This window comes from Kocuria sp. SM24M-10, assembly GCF_001027955.1.
GTDB lineage: Bacteria > Actinomycetota > Actinomycetes > Actinomycetales > Micrococcaceae > Kocuria > Kocuria oceani.
The window spans coordinates 1-17353 of sequence record NZ_LDNX01000111.1; the positions used below are offsets into that span (position 1 = coordinate 1).

Annotated in this window: 16 protein-coding genes; 11 read left to right on the top strand and 5 right to left on the bottom strand. The window is 72.8% G+C overall.

The window, feature by feature from the left end; genetic code table 11:
* Positions 1-203 precede the first annotated feature (203 nt).
* The 4 genes from ABL57_RS12195 (at position 204) to ABL57_RS12210 (ending at position 3918) form a co-directional block, all read left to right on the top strand.
* Positions 204-1403, top strand: coding sequence for a pyridoxal phosphate-dependent aminotransferase (locus ABL57_RS12195; RefSeq protein WP_047803752.1), 1200 nt, complete (start codon positions 204-206; stop codon positions 1401-1403).
* The gene (locus ABL57_RS12200; protein WP_047803753.1) at positions 1400-2359 is read left to right on the top strand and encodes a D-glycerate dehydrogenase; all 960 of its coding nucleotides are present in this window, start codon (positions 1400-1402) and stop codon (positions 2357-2359) included. The genes ABL57_RS12195 and ABL57_RS12200 overlap by 4 nt, the downstream gene beginning before the upstream one ends.
* Positions 2360-2531: 172 nt before the next feature.
* Complete coding sequence (locus ABL57_RS12205; protein ID WP_047803754.1) at positions 2532-3482, top strand: helix-turn-helix domain-containing protein; 951 nt, start codon at positions 2532-2534, stop codon at positions 3480-3482.
* Between the two features lie 235 nt (positions 3483-3717).
* Positions 3718-3918, top strand: coding sequence for a hypothetical protein (locus tag ABL57_RS12210; RefSeq protein ID WP_047803755.1), 201 nt, complete (start codon positions 3718-3720; stop codon positions 3916-3918).
* Positions 3919-3997: 79 nt separating this feature from the next.
* Here the strand turns inward: ABL57_RS12210 and ABL57_RS12215 are convergent, their stop codons facing one another.
* A complete protein-coding gene (locus tag ABL57_RS12215; protein WP_047803756.1) occupies positions 3998-4294 on the bottom strand; it encodes a hypothetical protein in 297 nt (98 codons plus the stop codon).
* 176 nt (positions 4295-4470) lie between these two features.
* Here ABL57_RS12215 and ABL57_RS12220 point away from each other — a divergent pair, with 176 nt between their 5' ends.
* The 4 genes from ABL57_RS12220 (at position 4471) to ABL57_RS20765 (ending at position 9949) form a co-directional block, all read left to right on the top strand.
* Positions 4471-5415 carry an NAD(P)-dependent oxidoreductase gene (locus ABL57_RS12220; RefSeq protein WP_047803757.1) on the top strand — a complete coding sequence of 315 codons (945 nt, stop codon included), beginning with the start codon at positions 4471-4473 and terminating at the stop codon, positions 5413-5415.
* A 344-nt stretch (positions 5416-5759) separates the two neighbouring features.
* Positions 5760-7286 carry a sodium:solute symporter gene (locus ABL57_RS12225; protein WP_082157422.1) on the top strand — a complete coding sequence of 509 codons (1527 nt, stop codon included), beginning with the start codon at positions 5760-5762 and terminating at the stop codon, positions 7284-7286.
* Positions 7287-7328: 42 nt separating this feature from the next.
* Complete coding sequence (locus ABL57_RS12230; RefSeq protein WP_047803758.1) at positions 7329-9008, top strand: amidohydrolase; 1680 nt, start codon at positions 7329-7331, stop codon at positions 9006-9008.
* Positions 9005-9949, top strand: coding sequence for a GTP-binding protein (locus tag ABL57_RS20765; RefSeq protein WP_053004939.1), 945 nt, complete (start codon positions 9005-9007; stop codon positions 9947-9949). The genes ABL57_RS12230 and ABL57_RS20765 overlap by 4 nt, the downstream gene beginning before the upstream one ends.
* A 431-nt stretch (positions 9950-10380) precedes the next feature.
* Here the strand turns inward: ABL57_RS20765 and ABL57_RS12240 are convergent, their stop codons facing one another.
* Together ABL57_RS12240 and ABL57_RS12245 are read right to left on the bottom strand one after the other, a co-directional pair.
* On the bottom strand, positions 10381-10653 hold the full coding sequence (locus ABL57_RS12240; RefSeq protein ID WP_047803759.1) for a hypothetical protein: 273 nt from the start codon (positions 10651-10653) through the stop codon (positions 10381-10383).
* Positions 10654-10750: 97 nt separating this feature from the next.
* Positions 10751-11236 (bottom strand): GNAT family N-acetyltransferase, encoded by a 486-nt coding sequence (locus ABL57_RS12245; protein WP_047803760.1) that lies wholly within the window; start codon positions 11234-11236, stop codon positions 10751-10753.
* Between the two features lie 444 nt (positions 11237-11680).
* Between ABL57_RS12245 and ABL57_RS12250 the strand changes: the two genes are divergently transcribed.
* Together ABL57_RS12250 and ABL57_RS12255 are read left to right on the top strand one after the other, a co-directional pair.
* Complete coding sequence (locus tag ABL57_RS12250) at positions 11681-13087, top strand: hemolysin family protein (protein WP_047803761.1); 1407 nt, start codon at positions 11681-11683, stop codon at positions 13085-13087.
* Entirely contained in the window at positions 13084-14115 is a 1032-nt protein-coding gene (locus tag ABL57_RS12255; RefSeq protein WP_047803762.1) for a CNNM domain-containing protein, read from the top strand. Before ABL57_RS12250 ends, ABL57_RS12255 begins: the two co-directional genes overlap by 4 nt.
* An 84-nt stretch (positions 14116-14199) precedes the next feature.
* On the opposite strand, the gene ABL57_RS12260 is transcribed toward ABL57_RS12255, so the two are convergent.
* A complete protein-coding gene (locus ABL57_RS12260; RefSeq protein WP_238986048.1) occupies positions 14200-15009 on the bottom strand; it encodes a nuclease-related domain-containing protein in 810 nt (269 codons plus the stop codon).
* Positions 15010-15420: 411 nt separating this feature from the next.
* On the opposite strand from ABL57_RS12260, the gene ABL57_RS23395 reads away from it, so the two are divergent.
* Positions 15421-16578, top strand: coding sequence for a thermonuclease family protein (locus ABL57_RS23395; protein ID WP_053004941.1), 1158 nt, complete (start codon positions 15421-15423; stop codon positions 16576-16578).
* Positions 16579-16876: 298 nt separating this feature from the next.
* Here the strand turns inward: ABL57_RS23395 and ABL57_RS12275 are convergent, their stop codons facing one another.
* Positions 16877-17110 (bottom strand): hypothetical protein, encoded by a 234-nt coding sequence (locus tag ABL57_RS12275; protein WP_047803763.1) that lies wholly within the window; start codon positions 17108-17110, stop codon positions 16877-16879.
* Positions 17111-17353: the final 243 nt, after the last annotated feature.

The window sequence follows — 17353 nt, forward strand, 5'->3', positions numbered from 1 at the left end:
CACGTATGTGAGCGGGAGCGCGGTTCCGACGGAACCGCGCTCCCGCTCACATCGGGACGACGTCTGGAGCGGGGAAACCCCACGGCACTGCTCCCTGTCGGAATTGGTTACCGCACCACTCTTCCCAGCCTGATATATGAGTCGTATGCTCAGGGTGGATCCGCCCACGGATCGACCGCCAACTCGACGAGGAGTGGAACAGCATGCGAGAACTCGCGCACCGGCTCGACCGGCTGGGCACCGAAACCGCCTTCAGCGTCGCCCAGGCCGCGGCCGCCTGGAAGGCGCAGGGGAACCGCGTGTACCCCTTCCACCTCGGCGACATCAACATCCCGACGGCCCCGCACATCATCGAGGCCATGAACCGGGCCATCGCCGACGGCTACACGGGCTACTGCCCCGGCCCCGGCATCCCCCAACTGCGGGAGGCTCTCGCCGAGGACCTCGGCTCGCGCCGCGGCATCGACCTCACCCCCGAGAACGTCGTCGTGATGACCGGCGGCAAGCCCGTCATCACGAAGTTCCTGCAGGCCGTCATGAACCCGGGCCAGGAGGTGCTCTACCCGAACCCCGGCTTCCCGATCTACGAGTCGCAGATCGAGTACCTCGGCGGCACGGCCGTGCCGTACCGCTACCTCCCCACGCCGGACGGCTTCGCGATCGACCTCGACCAGGTGCGCGCCTCGATCACCCCGAACACGGTCGCCATCATCTACAACGACCTGCAGAACCCGATCTCGGCCGAGTCGACGGCGGCCGAGCGCGAGGCCGTCGCACAGCTGGCCCAGGAGCACAACCTCTGGGTGCTCTCCGACGAGGCCTACTTCGAGACGCGCTACGAGGGGGTCTCGAGCTCGATCGCCTCGCTGCCCGGCATGGCCGAGCGCACCGTCATCCTCTACACGTTCAGCAAGAAGTTCGCCATGACCGGCTCGCGCCTCGGCTGCGCCGTCGCGCCGCCCGAGATCGCCAAGGTGCTCAGCACCCTCAACACCAACGACGAGTCCTGCACCACGCACTACGTGCAGTGGGCCGGCGTCGAGGCGCTCCGCGGCCCCCAGGAACCCGTGCAGCAGATGCTCGACGTCCTGCGCGAGCGTCGCGACGCCGCCTGTGAGCTCGTGAATGCCACTCCCGGCATGCACGTGGCCGTGCCGCAGTCGACCTTCTACCTGTTCCCGGACGTCACCGCCGCCATGGAGCGCATGGGGTACACGGCGGTCGGCGAATTCGCCACGGCGGCGCTGCACGAGACCGGCGTCTCCTTCTGTACGCGGGAGCACTTCGGCCGGCGCCAGCCGGGTGAGGAGCAGCAGTACATCCGGCTGGCCTACTCGGGCATCGACGTCGCCGACATCCGCGACGGCCTCGGCCGCCTGTGCCAGTGGATCGAGTCGGCATGAGCCGGGTCGTCGTCACGGGACGGGTGCCCGACGCCGCCGTCGAGAAGCTCCGCGCCGAGCACGAGGTCGACGCCTGGCCGGGCCCGCAGTCGATCGACCGCGAGGAACTCCTGCGCCGCGTGGCCGGCGCCGACGCCGTGGTGAGCCTGCTCACCGAACGCGTCGACGCCGAGCTGCTCGACGCCGCCGGCCCGCAGCTGAAGGTGGTCGCGAACGTCGCCGTCGGCTACGACAACATCGACGTCCCGGCCTGCAGCGAGCGCGGTGTCGTGGCCACCAACACCCCCGGGGTGCTCACGGAGGCCACCGCGGACATCGCGCTGGGCCTCGTCCTCATGGCGACCCGCCGGCTCGGCGAGGGGGAACGGCTCATCCGCTCCGGCCAGGAGTGGAAGTGGGGCATGTTCTTCCTGCTCGGCAGCAGCCTGCAGGGCAAGACCCTCGGCGTCGTCGGCATGGGCGGCATCGGCCAGGCGACCGCGCGCAGGGCCAAGGCCTTCGGCATGGAGATCGTCTACCAGTCGCGCAGCGAGATCGATCCCGGGGTCGCCGCCGAGCTGGGCGCCCGGCGGGTCGAGCTCGACGAGCTGCTGGCCGTCTCCGACGTCGTGTCGCTGCACTGCCCCTACGGGCCCGCCACGCGCCATCTGATCGGCGCCGAGCAACTGGCGGCGATGAAGGACACCGCGTACCTCGTCAACACCGCGCGCGGACCGATCGTCGACGAGGCGGCGCTCGCTTCCGCGCTGCGCGAGGGCCGGATCGCGGGCGCCGGACTGGACGTCTACGAGCACGAGCCCCAGGTGCAGCCCGAGCTGCTGGAGCTCGACAACGTGGTGCTGGTGCCGCACCTGGGCTCCGCCACCGTGGAGACGCGCACCGCGATGGCGGTGCTCGCCGCCGACAACGTGCTCGCCGTGCTCGGCGGGGAGCGGCCGCCGACGCCGATCGGGTAGCGGCCGGGCCGTCCGTCGCTCAGGACAGGACCGCGGTGACCGGCTCCCGGACGTCCTCCGCCGTCGGACGCGGCGTCCGGGCCCGCACCGGCCCGGACGCCGACGCCTTGCCGAGGATGGCACTTTCCTGATATCCGTCGATTCCCTGCCAGTTCCGTGGGAGCATGGACCCATGATCAGCAACGTGGCCGTCATCGTGTTCGACGAGGTCTCCCCCTTCGAGCTCGGGGTGGCCTGCGAGGCCTGGGCGATCGACCGCTCCGGGGACGGGCTGCCGGTCATGGACTTCGCCGTGTGCAGCCCGGACGGGCGGCCGGTCCGCACGATCGCCGGCTTCGACGTGGCCGTTCAGCACGGGCTCGACCGGGTGGCCGAGGCGGATCTCGTGGTCCTGCCGGCGATGTCCCGGGGCATCCCGGTCCCGGCGGAGGTGATCCACGCGCTGCGCACGGCCCACGACCGGGGGGCCCGGATCCTGTCCATCTGCTCGGGCGCGTTCGTGCTGGGGGCCGCCGGGCTGCTCGACGGCCGCCGCTGTACCACCCACTGGATGCACACCGCGGAGCTGGCCGAGCGGTTCCCGGCCGCCCAGGTGGTGCCCGAGGTCCTCTACGTCGAGGACGGCACCATCCTCACCAGCGCCGGCACCGCGGCGGGCCTGGACGCCTGCCTGCACCTGTGGCGCCAGGAGTTCGGCTCGGCGGCCGCCAACACCGTGGCCCGGCGCATGGTCGTGCCGCCGCAGCGCCAGGGCGGGCAGGCGCAGTTCATCAAGGACCCGGTGCCCGAGCAGCGGGCCGAGACGCTGGACCCGCTGCTCACCTGGATCGTGGGGCACCTCGACGAACCGCTCGACGTCGACGCCCTGGCCCGGCGCGCGGCCATGTCCCCGCGCACCTTCGCCCGCCGGTTCCGCGACGAGACCGGCACCACCCCGCACGCCTGGATCACCGCGCGGCGCCTGCACCGGGCCGAGCAGCTCCTCGAGGAGACCGACCTGCCGGTCGAGCGCATCGCCGCGGACGTGGGCTTCGGCAACGCGGCCACGCTGCGCCACCACTTCACCCGGATCCGCCGGCTCAGCCCGCAGCAGTACCGCCGCCGCTTCGCGACCGCCTCGTGAGCACCGCCTGAGCACGATCTTGGCCGCGATGACGCGGCCGAGATGCTCCGTGATGGTCGCGGCCGGGGCCCAGACAATGCCCCTGCCGGCTCCGGAGCGAGGCACTGGCACATTTGGCAGATAATGACCGGAGAGAGGCATTTCTGCCACTCGTACGCCGGGGCCCGGGCGACCAGGCTTGTCAGTGTGAGAGTGGGCCGGATCGGACCGGCGCACGACAGGCAAGGAGCCAACCATGATGACGGACCTGTTCCTGATGCTGGCCGCAGCCGCCGTGCTGTCGGTGTACACGCTGATCGGGCGCCTGGCCATTCCCGCGGAGGAGCGGGTGCCGCTGCGTGACCTCGGCTGGGACGGCTGGGTGCACACGCTGCAGCGCAGCCTGGTCGCCCTGGGCGACTCCGCACCGGGCGCCGGCGCGGTGCGGGGACGGTGAGGCAACGGGGCTGACCGTGGCGGCCCGGCCCGACGAGGGCCCCGGTGCGTGGTCGCACCGGGGCCCCCGTTGCTGGCGTCTAGAGGTCGTGCTCCTCCAGGACGTCGAGGTTGCGGAAGACGGGTTCGCCGTCCATGAGCTCTGTCAGCTTCCGCGCGTACTCCTGGGTCTCCGGGAGGTTCGAGTTCTCCATGGCGGACTCGTAGGAGTCGAAGTGGACGATGTGGGTGTAGCGGTTCGGGTCGTCGCGGTCCTGCGTCGACAGGACCCGCCGGGCGGTCCTGTTCCCCTGGGAGCTGCGCTCCCACTCCGCGACGATCTTCTCCACCTCCTCCGGCTTCGAGGTGCTGAACTCGATCAGCTGGACGAAGGCCATGACGCACGCTCCTTCGGATCTGGCCCTTTCCGGGGCCAACAGTTTAAGTCCGAGTCCTTGCGCTGGAGTGAGTGGACGAAGAATGACAGCCCGTAGCGTGGACTCCACCACCTGCCGGGCGTCCCGCTGCCCATGGACCGCCCGACGCCCCACTACGACCAGGAGAGCCCGACCCGATGAAGATCCTGATTCCCGACACCACGGACATCGACCCGGCGGACCTCACCGGCCACGAGGTCGTCCGCTACGACGCGGCGGTCCCCGTCCCGGCGGAGCACGCCGACGCGGAGGTCGTCGTCGTCTGGGGCACCCCGCCCGACGCCCTGCAGGAGACGGCGCGCCGGCTCTCCCGCGTGCAGCTGGTGCAGGCGCTGGCGGCCGGTCCGGACAGCGTCCTGGAGGCCGGGTTCCGCGAGGAGGCCGTGATCTGCACCGGGGTCGGCCTGCACACCCTGCCCGTGGCCGAGCACGCACTGGCGCTGATGCTGCACCTGGTCCGGCAGCTGCCGACTGCGGCGCGAAGCCAGGAGGAGCGCTCCTGGGACCCGCGGCTGGGCGGGCTGCAGCCGCTGCACCCCGAGGACCGGGTCACCACGCTCCTGGACGCGCACGTGCTCATCTGGGGGTTCGGCGCGATCGGGCAGCACCTGGCCGGCCTGTGCACCGCCCTGGGCGCCCGGGTCACCGGCGTGGCGCGCAGCGCCGGCGAGCGCGGCGGATACCCGGTCGTCACCCCGGAGCAGCTGCCCGAGCACCTGCCCGGGACGGACGTGCTCGTCCTGATCCTGCCGCAGGACCCGGCGACCGAGCGGGCGCTGAACCGTGAGCGGCTCGACGCCCTGCCCCCGCGCGCTCTCGTCGTGAACGTGGGGCGGGGATCGACCGTCGACGAGGACGCACTGGTGGACGCCCTCGACGCCGGGTCCATCGCCGGCGCGGCGATCGACGTCGCCGCCCAGGAGCCGCTGCCCGCGGAGTCCCCCCTGTGGTCGGCGCCGCACCTGACCATCACCCCGCACATGGCCGGCGGCCGGCCCATCGGGGCCGCGCCGCTGCTGCTCGAGAACCTCCGGGCCCTGGCGCAGGGCGGCGACTTCACCAACCGGGTCGACCGCACGTGAGCACCGGACCGGGGCGTCCGGTGACGCGCAGCGCCCGTTCCTGACGACGCCCTCGCGCACACCGCTCAGGGGCACCGTTCGGAAGAGCCCGCCGGGACGCCCAGCACGGCATCGAGCCCCTCGGCCCCCGTCCTTGCCGGCCGACCGGAATGCCCGCTTTCCGGACGTCGGACTTGTGGGAGCCCCCTCCGCGCCGCAAGGATGAACCCGTGCCCGAACCCTGCCTCGGGGACTTCCCGCCGCAGCACGTCCGCGGCGGCCCGCCGGCGGGAGGCTCTGCACGCGGTGTGCAACCGATCAGGTGCGAGAACCGAAGAACCCCGACAGGAACGGCGGTAGGGCCCATGAACTGGTATTTGGTGTGGATCGTGGGGTTCCTGCTCCTCCTCTTCGCCGTCAGCGTGCGGTCGGCGAAGACGGTGAAGACCGCGGACGACTACGCGATGGCCGACTTCCGCCTCGGCTTCTTCCCGATCTGCGGCTCGGTCATCGCCACGGTGACGGGCTCGGCGGCGCTGATCGGCGGGGCCGGCCAGGGCTTCGAGCTGGGGATCTCCTACGCCGTCACCGTCATCAGCTTCACCCTGTTCACGATCGTCGCGGTGCTGGTCCTGGGTCCCACGATCCGCGCCCTGCGGCTCTACACCGTCCCGGAGCTGTTCGCCCGCCGGTTCGGGAAGCTCTCGGCCCTGATCCCGGCGCTGATCATCGGCTTCCTCTACATGACCCCCACGTTCGGCATGCAGCTGGTGGGCATGAGCTCGATCCTGTCCTCGATCACCGACCTGCCGGTCTTCTGGGGCATCGTCCTCGGCTTCGCGGTGACCCTGGTGTTCACCATGATCGGCGGAATGCCCAGCGTGGCCTGGACCGACACCGTCCAGACCGTCGTCATCGTGGCCGGTGTGGCGCTCATGCTCGTGCTGGGCATCGTGTACGTGGGCGGCCCCTCGGTCGTCGTCGAGGCCACCCCCGGCCGCCTGCTGGACTTCGGCAGCATCGGCTTCACGGAGCTGCTGAACTGGTTCCTGGTCTTCGGGCCGTTCTACATCGTCTGGCAGACCACGTGGCAGCGCCTGACGGCGGCCCGCTCCACCCGGACCGGGATCTCCGCCGTCGTCGTCGGGTTCGTCATCTCCGGGGTCATCGCGGTGCTGGCCATCCTCATCGGCATCACCGCGGTCCAGGCGTTCCCGGCCGGGACGGACCCGGACGCCGTCTACACGTCGTTCGTCGCGGAGGTGTTCCCCGGGTCCGTCGGCGGTCTGCTCATGGTCTCGCTGCTGGCGGCCCTGCTCACCGGCGCGACGTCGTTCCTGCTGAGCGGGGCGATCAACATCTCGAAGGACATCTACCAGGGGTGGGTCAACCCTGCGGCCGACGACGCCAGGATCCTGCGCGTCTCCCGTCTGTCGGTCGGCTTCATGGCCGTACTCGGCCTGCTGATCGCCCTGTGGGTCGAGGACATCATCGCGATCTACCAGGTGGCGCTGTCCTTCACGGCGGCCGCGCTGGTCGCGCCGGTGCTCGCGGCCATGTTCTGGGAGCGGGCCACGAAGGCCGGCGTCATCGTCAGCACGATCGGCGCCCTGGCCGCGACCCTGCTCTGGCGCCTGGCCGGGCAGCCGTTCGGCCTGCACGAGATCGCGCCGGGCCTCGTGGTCTCGGCCGTGCTGCTGGTCGTGGTGAGCCTCCTGACGCCCCACGCGCGGGAGGAGCAGGTCACCGCCTACGTCCACGAGTTCCGCCGCGGCCGCCTGCGCGCACCGGACGCGCCGGACGCGCCGGACGCGCCGACGGAGGACACCGCGGCGCCGACGGGGCAGGACGGTCCGAGCCTCGCGGCACCCCGCCGCGACGGCCGGGACTGAGCCGACCCCGCGGACGCCCGAGCCCACCACCGAGAGGACCCCATGGAGCCCACCACCGTCTACCCGGCCCGCACCGTCCGCACCATGGACCCGGCCCGGCCCGTGGTGGAGGCCGTCGCCGTGCGCGGCGACCGGATCCGCGCCGTCGGAGGCGTCGCCGAGCTGCTGTCCTATCCGGGCGCGGAACTCGACGAGCGATACGCGGACGCCGTCCTGCTGCCCGGCTTCGTCGAGGCGCACAGCCACGCCGGCTCCGGCAACGTGTGGGCCAGCACGTACGTGGGCCTCGTGGACCGCACCGATCCCGACGGGCGCCGGTGGCCCGGCTGCCGGACCATCGACGAGGTGCTGGACCGGCTGCGGGAGGCGCAGGCGGAGCTGGACGCCCCGGACGCTCCCCTGCTGGCCTGGGGCCTGGATCCCATCTACTTCCCGGGGCAGCCGCTCGCCGCCGCGGAACTGGACCGGGTCTCCGCCACGCGCCCGATCCACGTCTCCCACACCAGCGGGCACGTGTGCGCCGTGAACTCCGCGGTCCTGGACCGGTTCGGCATCGACGCCGCCACCCCCGTTCCCGGGGTGGTCAAGGACGACGCGGGCCGGCCCACCGGGGAGCTGCGGGAGTTCGCGGCGATGGGCCTCGTCGGCGAGCTCACCGCGGGCTCCGGCCTGCTCACCATCGACGCGCGGGCGCTGCGCCGGTTCGGCCAGGACGGGGTCAACACGGGCACCACCACGCTGACCGACCTGGGGTCGCTGATCCTGATGGACGACGACGGCGTGGCGCTGTACCGCTCGAGCGTCGACGACGACTTCCCGGCCCGGCTCAACGTCTTCCACTTCGGCGCCGGCGTGGGTCCCGTGTCCCGCTCCCTGCCCGAGGCCGCGCAACGGCTGGTCCGGCTCCGGGAGCTGAACACGGAGCGGCTGCGCTTCGGCAACGTCAAGCTCATGCTGGACGGCTCCATCCAGGGCTTCACCGCACGCCTGCTGGAGCCGGGCTACCTCAACGGCGAGCCGAACGGGATCTGGGCCGTGAGCCCGGAGGAGTTCCGCGAGGCCTTCGAGACGTTCCACCGGGCCGGGCTGCTGATCCACGTGCACTGCAACGGGGACCAGACCACCCAGCTCTTCCTGGACACGCTCGAGGCCGTGCTCGTGGCGCACCCCCGCCCCGACCACCGGCACACCTGCACGCACTCGCAGCTGAGCACCGCCGCCCAGTACCGGCGGATGGCCGCCCTGGGCGCGTGCGCCAACGTCTTCGCCAACCACATCTGGGCCTGGGGCGACCAGCACATGGATCTCACCGTGGGCCCGGACCGGGCGGCGCGCATGAACGCCGCCGCCACGGCGCTGCGGCTGGGCGTGCCGATCTCGCTGCACTCCGACACCCCGGTCACGCCGCTGGGCCCGCTGCACTCGGTCAAGCACGCCGTGACGCGGCTGACGGTGTCCGGACGGGTCATGGGCGAGCACGAGCGGATCGGCGTGCAGGAGGCCCTGGAGGCCGTCACCGTCGGCGGGGCGTACCTGCTGAAGATGGACCACGAGGTCGGCTCGCTCGAGGCCGGCAAGTTCGCGGACCTGGCCGTCCTGGCCGAGGACCCGCTCGCCGTGGCCCCCGAGGAGATCGGGGACATCCACGTCCTCGGCACGGTGGTCGGCGGCCGCCACCACGCCACCCGGGTCCCGGCCCCGCCGGCGGGCGCAGCGCCGTGACCGCCCGGCTGGGGATCATCGGCGGCTACCTGGGCTCCGGGAAGTCCACGCTGGTGAACCGGCTGCTGGCCGGGGTGCTGCCCGGCCGGACCGCCGTGGTCGTCAACGACTTCGGCAGTGTCAACATCGACGCGGACCTCATCGCCTCGGCCTCCGGGGACACGATCGAGCTGACCAACGGGTGCATCTGCTGCCAGATCAGCGACGACGCCCTGCGCACCATGACCGCCCTGGCCGCCCGCGGGGACCTGGACCACGTGCTGTGCGAGGTCAGCGGCGTGGGCGACCCCGCCCAGCTGGCCGCGTGGCGGGACTTCCCGGGCTTCTCCCCCGGCCCGGTGCTGGTCTGCGCGGACGCGACCGCCGTGCGCCGGCTGCTGCGGGACGAGTACGTCGGGGACACCGTGCGGCGCCAGCTCACCGCGGCCGAGGTGGTGCTCGTGACGAAGACCGACCTCGCGCTGCCCGCCGAGACGCAGGAGGCCGTGGAGGCCTGCCGGGAGGCCGCACCGCGGGCGCGTCTGCTCGTGCAGGATCCCACCGACCCCGGCGCGGCGGCGACGGCCGCCTTCGCCGGCCCGGTCCCGGGGACGCAGAACGGCGGAGCGCCGCCGGACGACCCCGCGGACCGCCACGCGACGACCCACAGGTCCACCGCCCTGGAGGACCTCGGCCCGCTCGACGTCGCCGCGTTCGCCCGGGTGCTGGCCGGGCAGGCGGGGCGGCTGGTCCGGGCCAAGGGATTCCTCCAGGATCCGGCCGGGCGGTGGCACGAGATCCAGCTCTCGGGCGGACGGGTGGACCTGCGCCCCCGCCCGCCCGGCCGGCCCGCACCGGAGCACCCGGTCCTGGTGCTCATCGCGGCGGACCCGGACGCCGAGGACATCCTGGGCGAGGTCCGTACCGTCCTGCTCCACGCAGCGACGTCCCCGCCGGGGTGAGCCCCGGCCTCGGCGGCTCGGTCGTTTCCGCGGTGGACGCCGGCTTCCCCGGCGTCGTCCGGGACCGAGTTACCGGGATGGTCCCGGCCGGGGGCTTCGCGCCCGCAACGAAATGTTGCCTGTGGTGTGCGTCATATTCAGGCACCGTTTGCGGGCCCGGCGGCAGATCCTCCATGGTGGTCGTGGGGAAAGACCAGGGCCTGACCAGAGGCACTTCTGGTCACCCGCAGCCGTTGCGCACCACTCGCTGGACAAGGGAGTCCCCGAGGCGGTCGCAGCGGCCGTCCCTACCCTGAGGGGGGGAGCGCTGGAGGCGGATCGTGCTGGGGGGCATGATCCGCCTCCAGCCATGTCCGCACCCGGTCCCGCACCGCCGAGGTCCTCCTGCAGCCGGGCCGTTCGCCGCACGTCGATCGGGGTGCTGTGTCCCGTCAGGGGGTCCAGCCCAGGACCTGCCCGCCGAACGACATCAGGCCGAACCAGCTCACCGCGGCCACGACGGGCACGAGCAGCACCAGGTAGGACCGGCGCTGCACCAGCCGCACGCCGACGACGGTGAGGACCGCCCACCAGACCAGCAGCAGCACCACGGCCCACAGCGGGGCCATCAGACCGCTGGCCAGGTAGAAGTACCCCGCCACGAGGTGGGCGACCGCAGCCAGCACGACCGCGAGCACGAACCCGGGCTGTCTCCGCGTCGTCATGCAGCCACTGTGCGCCCCCGCACGGCGTGTGCGCAATGGTGAACTCCGGGCCGACAGGCCGGGGCCGCCCGGGAGGTCCCGCCCCCCGGGGGATCTCCTACAGCACGCGGCTGTAGAACACGGTGGGCAGCGGGGTGAAGCCTCCGGCGGCATAGGCGGCCCGGGCGGAGGCGTGCGCGTCGTCACCGCCGGTGCTCGCCCAGGCGACGACGCATCCGGCAGCGCGCATCGCCGTCAAGGTCCCCTCGATCAGGGCGCGGCCGAGGCCGCTCCGCTGGTGCCGGGGGTCGACCGCGAGCAGCGTGATCTCCCCTTGGGGCCCGGCGGGACCGGGGTGGACCGCCCAGGCCGCGTAGCCGGCGGGTGCGCCGTCGAGGTCGGCGACGAGGAACTGGTGCCGGCGCTCCGGGGCGGTGAGCTCCGTCAGGGTGTCGCGGTAGTCCTGCTGCCACTGTCCGTTCTGCCGGGCGAACAGCTCAGGGCCCAGCTGGTGGCGGATGCCGTCCTGGATGGGCCGGAAGGCGCGGACGGTGAGGCCGATGAGGGTCTCGAGGTCGTCGGCGCGGAAGGTGCGAAGGTGCATGGTCCGTCTCCTGGTGCGTGGGGAATCCCGCGGCCCGGGTCCGGGTCGCGGAAGGAGCTCGTTCCCGAGGCGGCGGGGCCTCGGCACGGTCAGGAGCGGGTGCGCGCGGCGGCGGGGCACATCACAGCTCCAGCGTAGGCCAGGTCCGTGACACCGGGACATGGACTGCCTGCCGAAGCCGCGCCGTCCGCGGAGACCGCGCGGGCGAACCTGGGGATCCTCTCGGAATCAGCGCTGGGAGCCCGGCCGGCGGTGCGGCGGGAAATAGACTGGTCGGCGCATCTGCATCCCCGACCAATGGAGTGTGTGTACCACCGTCATGGGCCCATCGCCTGCGAGCCCCGGGTCGTCCGACGACCCGGGCGACAGTTGTCCTTTTCACGCCACAGCTGACCACCGCCGCAGGCTCCGGCCCGGCTCCTCCTCCCCGGGGGTGAGCCCCCGATGATCGGAGCGCTCCTCACCCTGCTCCTGGGCATCGTGGTGATCCTCGCGATCATCGCCGCCAACGGGTACTTCGTGGCCCAGGAGTTCGCCTACATGTCGGTGGACCGCGCCCGCCTGGGGGCCCGCGCCGACGCCGGCGACAAGGCCGCCCAGCGCGCGCTGAAGGTGACCCGCCGCACCTCGTTCATGCTCTCGGGCGCCCAGCTGGGCATCACCGTCACCGGCCTGCTCATCGGCTACGTCGCCGAGCCCATGGTCGGGGAGTCCCTCGCCGTGCTGCTGGGCGAGGCGGGGATTCCCGCGGCGCTGAGCATCACGGTGGGCACGGTGATCGCCCTGGTCGTGGCCGCCGTGGTGCAGATGATCTTCGGTGAGCTGTACCCGAAGAACCTCGCCATCGCGAACCCCGAGCCGCTCGCCCGGGCGCTGGCCCGCTCCACGACGATCTACCTGGCGCTGTTCGGCTGGCTCATCACCGTGTTCGACCACGCCGCCAACGCCCTGCTGCGCCTGGTGCGCGTGGAGCCGGTGCACGACGTCGACTCCACCGCGACCGTCGAGGACCTCGAGCGCATCGTGGCCGACTCCCGTCAGAGCGGGGACCTGCCCGAGGAGCTGTCGGTGCTCATCGACCGCATCATCGACTTCCCGGACCGGGACGTCGAGCACGCCATGATCCCCCGCTCCCAGGTCGGCGCCGTCACCCCGGACACCACCGTGGGCGAGCTGCGCGCCCTCATGGCCGCCGAGCACACCCGGTACCCGGTCCTCTCCGAGACCGAGGAGCCCCTCGGCGTCGTCCAGCTCGCCGACCTGCTGCGCAGCAACGCGCCCGACGACGCCGCGGTGGCCACCATCATGGCGCCCCCGCTGGTGCTGCCCACGCTCATGTCCCTGCCCGACGCACTGGCCCGGCTGACGGAGTCGCGCCACGAGCTGGCCTGCGTCATCGACGAGTACGGCGGCTTCGCCGGCGTCCTGACGGTCGAGGACCTGGCCGAGGAGCTGGTCGGGGAGATCACCGACGAGCACGACGACGAACCTCCCGCCGTCATCACGCCGGAGCAGGAAGACACCTGGCGGATGGACGGTGACATCCACGTCGACGAGGTCGAGCGCGCGGTCGGTCACGAGCTGCCCGACGGCGACTACGAGACCATCTCGGGCCTGCTCATCGCCCACCGCGGTGAGCTGCCGGCCACCGGGGACGTGGTGCGCATCGAGCTGCCCGACGACCCCCGCGACCTCGTCCTGGACGACCCCGTGCACCGGGCGCTCGACGTCGAGGTGCTGGAGCTGTCCCGGCACGTGCCCAGCGAGCTGCTCGTGCGGCTCGTCGAGACCACCGCCGAGGGCGCCGCCCCGGGTACCACCACCGACACCACCCGGGAGGAGGACCGATGACCGACCCCCTGATCGTCACCGTCGCCACCGTGCTGCTCATCGTGCTCAGCGCGTTCTTCGTGGTCATCGAGTTCGCCCTGCTGGGGGCCCGCAGCCACCGGCTCGAGGCCGAGGCCGCGACCAACCGCTCCGCCCGCGCCGCGCTGCGCGGGATCAACGAGCTGACCATCATGCTCGCCGGCGCGCAGCTGGGCATCACCGCCTGCACCTTCGCCCTGGGGGCGGTCACCAAGCCGGCCGTGGACGCGTGGCTGAGTCCGGTGTTCGCGGCCTGGGGCGCGCCCGAGGGGCTGGCCGACGGCGCCGCCTTCGGCCTGTCGCTGCTGTTCGTCACCTTCCTGCACCTGGTGGTGGGCGAGATGGCGCCGAAGTCCTGGGCGATCGCGCACCCGGAGACCTCGGCCAAGCTCATCGGCGTGCCCTCCCGCGGCTTCATCTGGGTGGTGCGGCCGCTGCTGGTCTGGGTCAACGCCATCGCCAACCGGCTGGTCGCCGCCAGCGGGGTCACCCCCGTGAACCGCGCGGCGGTCGGCGGCCAGGACGCCGAGACGATCCAGCACCTCGTGGAGCACTCCGCCTCCGTCGGGGCGCTGGACTCCTCCTTCCGCAGCCAGGTCTCCGGCGTCCTGGAGCTGGAGAAGCTCACCGTCGAGGCGCTGATCGCCTCCGACGGGCCGCCCACCACGGTGCCGGTCGGGGCCACGGCCGCCGACGTGCAGGAGGCCGCCACCCGCACCGGGCACCTGCGCATCCTCGTGGGGGACCCCGAGACCGGCGCCCCCGGCGTCGTGCACGTGCGCGACACGCTGCTCGAACCGCCGGGCCGGCCCGTGCGGGAACTGTCCCGCCCGGCGTTCGTGCTCGAGGCCGACACCCCGGTCTACGAGGCCCTGGCCAGGATCCGGGAGGCCGGCGAGCAGCTCGCCGCCGTCCGGCACGACGGCCGCTTCGTCGGGGTGATCACCCTCTCCGACGTCCTGCGGCGCGTGCTGCCCATGGAGCTCACCCCGGCGGACCAGCCAGGCTGATCCCGCTCCCCGACCTGCGGTGACGCGGTCCCCGGTGCGGTCCCGACGACCGCGCCGGGGACCGCACCGTCACACCGGCGCCGATCAGAAGGAGTCCAGGACCGCCTCGACCGGCCCCGAGCCGAGGAACGCCGCCAGCGCCGCGGCGACCCCGGCGAGCTTCCACAGGTCGCGCCGCACCCGCGCGCCGCGGACGGTGGACCGCAGCTGCTCGAAGCGCTCCTGCAGCACCGCTGGGTCCTCGGGCAGCGCGGGGTGGTCGTGCCAGGTATCCGGGCGAAGGGCCGCGGCCCTGATCCGGTCGACCTGCGCGGGCGCCAGCACGGGGCGACGCCGCTGCAGCCAGCGCAGCACCTGGCGGTCGGTGACGACGGCGACGTCCACGGGACGTTGCTTGACCGTCAGCGACTTCGGGGCGATCAGCACCAGCACCGGGGTGACCGGCACCGGCTCCCCCACCGCCGCGCTCAACCGTTTCGCCGCCCGGGCGGCCTCGTGCCGGGAGTGCGACAGGTAGTGCTGCCTGTGCCCGCCGACAAGAATGGCGCGCGCCCCGAGCCACACTGCCTTGCCCGTGTGGTTCTTCGTGTTGAGCGTGAACACGCCGGCCGGGCCGATCACCACGTGGTCAATGTCCGAGGTCCCGGCCCCGACCGGGACGGCGTGCAGCACCGTCCACTCCGGTCCGAGCCGCCCCAGGATCTGCCCGACCGCCATCTCCCCTTCCGCGCCCCGGAACCACGGGCGGCTCCGGTCGCTGAGCGGATCGGTGCCGAGAAAGCGGGCCCACCGTGACCGGGGTGGTCGCTCGTCCTGGATCCGCAGCGTCTCGGCGATCACCGCCTGGCCGGCAGGCCGGTCCGCCAGGCTGGGTCCGGGCCTCGGGCTGCTCACATCCGCCGGTGGGGGCAGGAGCCGGAACGCGGCGAAGCCCGTGCTGCGGATAGGGGCTTCGGGCGGGAACTCCCCCGGCGCCGCGGCCGGCGGGAGTCCCGCGCGGTTCCCGGCATGCACCGGCCGTGGAGAAGGCGGCAGGACGGGTGGGCCGGGCGTGGCAGGAGTCGTCATGGTCGTCGGCTTTCGGACGGAGCGGAGATGTCTTCCTGCATCTCATGTGTTTGCATTAGTACACGACAAGTCGGAGCGCCCGTGTGCCCCATTGTGACGCTGCAGCAGCGCTCGGCCCCCGTCCTCGACGCACCACGAGGCGCGGCACATCCCCGAACTGGGGACGGGCCCCTCCGTGATGATTGCATTCGCATCCATAGGCTGGAGGGGTACTGACGGCTTCCTGACAGGACCCCCATGACCTTCCTCCCGGCATCTCGCCGCCTGGGCGCCTCCGCGCTCGTCCTCCTGCTCCTGACCGGCTGCGGTGGGACGGCGGCCTCCAGCGACGCGGCACCGCCGTCGAACGCTTCCTCGACCGTGACCTCCGATGCCGCGGAGCTGCGCGGCGAGCGCGCCGTGGTGGAGCGGGTGATCGACGGCGACACCGTCGACGTCCAGCTGGGCGGCGAGGTGGTGCGGGTGCGGCTGCTCAACATCGACACCCCGGAGACCAAGGACCCGAACGAGGTCGTCGAGTGCCTCGGCCCGGAGGCTACCGCGCTGCTGGAGGAACTCCTGCCGCCGGGCACGGTGGTCGGCCTCGAGTACGACCAGGAGCGCACCGACTCCTACGGCCGCAGGCTCGCCGGCGTCTTCCTGGAGGACGGCACCCTGGTCAACGCCGAGATCGCCCGCCAGGGGCTGGGCACGCCGCTCTACATCGCCCCGAACGACCGGTTCCTGCCGCCCGTGGAGGAGGCCTTCGCCGAGGCCGAGCAGCAGCAGGCCGGCCTGCTCGACCCGGCCCACGGCTGCACCATCCCGGCGCAGCTGCAGCAGGCGACGAACGCGCTCGCCGACGCCGCGCCGGCTGATCTCGACGACGTGGCCGGAGAGGTCGCGGCTGCCCTCGCGTTCCTGGCCGCCCTGGACGCTGTCGACGGGGACGCGCACCCGCACGTGCGCCACCTGGCCGGGCTGCCGTCGCTGAAGGGCAAGCTCTCGGATGTGCGGGGAGACGTCGCCGCGCTCCGGGAGCGCGCCGCCGAGCAGCGCCGCGCGGCGGAGGCCGAGGAGCAGAGCCGCCAGGCAGAGACCGAAGCCGCCCGGCAGGCGGAGGCCGATCGTCAGGCGGAGGCGGCGCGCCAGGCCGCGGCGGCCCAGCAGGACGAGCTGGCGCACCAGGCGGAGGCGGCCCGGCAGGCGGCAGCCGACGCCGCGCGCCGGGCGGTGGCGCCCGCGCCCGCTCCGGCACCCGCACCCGCACCCGCACCCGCACCCGCACCGAAGCCTGCCCCGAACCCGGGGGCCAACATCGTCAACCAGGCACCGCCCGGGTACTACGCGGACATTCCCGGCTACACGGGTCCGCGCTGCTACGCGCCGGGCGGGAAGTTCTTCAAGCCCTGCTGAGTCCACCGGTGGGGAATCCACGGGCGGCGCAGCGACTCACCGGAGCGCGTCAAGGCGCCGGACGCCGAACCGGGCCCTTCCTGGGACGGCCTCGTCGGCCCTGAGTCTGCTGTGGCAGCTCGCCGTCGGTGACAATGGCTGGATGCTGCCTGACCGCCATCTGCTCCGGGCCGATCAGCACCAGCCCCGATGATGGCCCATCCGGCCTCGGCCATCGCTGGGCCGGACAGTCCACGCTCGCCGGACTGCGAGCCTCCCGGCTCACCTTCGGCGTGGACCCGTATGGGGCCGGGAGGCGTCAGCAGCACCGGCACCAATCACCCTCACGGTCATACGCTGCGCGCGCCAGCCACCACTGGACGTTGCGGTCCCGGTCCCGCGCAACCAGAGCCGCGTAGGCGGTGGCGGCGACCCCGGCCAGCATCCACCCGGCGAGCGAGCGCCGAGACTCGGGCGGGGCCTTGACGCCCACCAGCATGCCGAGCAGGACGGCCAGCACGTGGAGGGGCCGGCCCTCAGGGATGATTTCCACGGGGATCTCCTGACGTGGGGGAACGGGAACTGCGCATCATCGTCCCACGTCAGCGGCGTGTTTCTCGGCGGAGGAGACCGGCAGGGCGTCCCCTCTTGCGCGGACGGCAATGGCCCTCCCCCTCGTCGCGACGAGTCCGACCGGCCCCGAGGTCGGTCCACGGGAGGCCGACGACCGATGGAGTTCGCGATGTGCGACTCCGACACGGAGACGACATGAGTCACGGCCCGGCGACGATCCGGT